The organism is Myroides guanonis (genome assembly GCF_900114085.1).
Taxonomy (GTDB): Bacteria; Bacteroidota; Bacteroidia; order Flavobacteriales; family Flavobacteriaceae; genus Flavobacterium; species Flavobacterium guanonis.
On the sequence record NZ_FORU01000030.1, the window covers coordinates 1 to 1926 of the forward strand.

Annotated in this window: 1 protein-coding gene; it reads right to left on the bottom strand. The window is 33.3% G+C overall.

Features of this window, described 5'->3' with window-relative positions:
- A partial coding sequence (locus BM024_RS13570) for a non-ribosomal peptide synthetase (protein WP_143077794.1) occupies positions 1 to 1926 on the bottom strand: 1926 nt, incomplete at both ends.

Here is a 1926-nt window from a genome sequence, read left to right on the forward strand (position 1 = left end):
AGTTAAGTCTTCCCTATTCAAATAGCCTCGCGCTACCTGAACGCCTCCAATACATAATTCTCCTATTATACCTACTGGCACTATCTTATCATAATTATCTAATATGTATATCTTAACATTATCAGTCATTCTCCCTATATTAACCTTTTGAAAACGATTTAATCTTTGAGCTGTAACCCAAATAGTAGCCTCTGTTGGACCATATAAATTCCAAACAAATTTACTTATAGAAGTAAGGCTATCCTTTAAAGATTCCTTAATAGCTTCTCCTCCAGTTAAAATAGTAACTTCTTCTTTATTGTCCCATTCATTATCAATAAGCATTTGCCAAGTTGATGGTGTTGCCTGCATAAAATCAGGACGGTAATCAGCTATAAAAGATTGAAGTTTATCTACATCTTTTACAGAAATACTATCTAAGATAATAACTTTAGCTCCCAGTAATAAAGGAGTAAAAAACTCTAAATAAAAAATATCAAAAGTATATGTTGTTACTGAAAGAAATTTTTTCAACCCACTCATTCCTAAACGATTAATAATACCTAATGAAAAATTAACTAAACTAGTATGAACAACAGGAACTCCTTTAGGAACACCTGTACTTCCCGAGGTGTAAATAACATATGCCAAATTAGAAGGTGATAATACAAGACTCAATTTTCTTTTAGAGCAGTCCGAGATAACATCCCAATCACTGTCTAAAGATAAAATTGACAAACCTTCACGTTTATCTATAACTTTACGACTTAACTCACTACTCAACACCAAGTCAATACTAGCATCTGTAAGCATATAATTTATTCGGTCTCTTGGATACTCTGGATCGATTGGAACATAGGCACCTCCTGATTTTAATATCCCCAGAATACCAATGAGCATCTCTAAACTTCGCTCCAGACAGATACCTACAAGATTATTTGGCTCTACGCCTTGTTTGCATAAATAATGCCCCAATTGATTTGAGCGTTGGTCTAATTCTTTATAACTTAGTTCCTCACCTTCATAAACAACCGCGATAGCGTTTGGTGTTCGTTTAACCTGTTCAGTGAATAAATCAACTACTGTCTTATCTTTTGGATATGCGATATCAGTGTTATTGAAAACATCTAATAATTGATATTCTTCTTGTTTAGTTATCATTGATAAATTGCTTATGGATTGAGTAGTATCACTCAAAATACTCTTCAATAGCTCTTGATAATGTTCTTGAATTCGCTTGATAGTAGATTGATCAAATAAAGCTGTACTATATTCTAAATTAAAACAAATAACCCCTTTTATATCAGACACATCCATTATTAAATCAAATTGAGAAGTTACTCTGTCAAAATCGTAATCTGAAATCTTAATATTCTCTAATTCCAATTCTTTATTGGTTTCAGGAGCATTCTGTAATATGAACATGATCTGAAACAAAGGTTTCATATTCAAATCTCGAGTAGTAACCAAGCGATCTACAACCTTTTCAAAAGGAGTCAATTGATGATTATACCCCTCCAAAGTTGTCTGCTTAACCCTTGCCAATAGATCTCTGAAACTCGGGTTACCACTTAAATCACTGCGAAGTGCTAAGGTATTGACAAAAAAACCAATCATGCCCTCTAACTCTGATTGCGTTCTATTCGCTATTGGTGTCCCTACACAAATATCTTCTTGTCCACTATAGCGATACAACAAAACCTTAAAAACAGATAGTAATAACATAAACAGTGTTACATTTTCTTCATGACACATAGATCGTAGAGAGGAACTTAAATCCTTATCTAGTTTAAAAGAAATAATTCCACCTGAATTATTATATTGTAAAGGACGAGCATAATCGGTAGGCAAAGACAAAGTGCTTACACCACTTAATTTTGTTTCCCAATAGGATAACTGTTCTTCTAAAACAGCGCCTTCTAAATACTTGCGCTGCCAAATAGCATA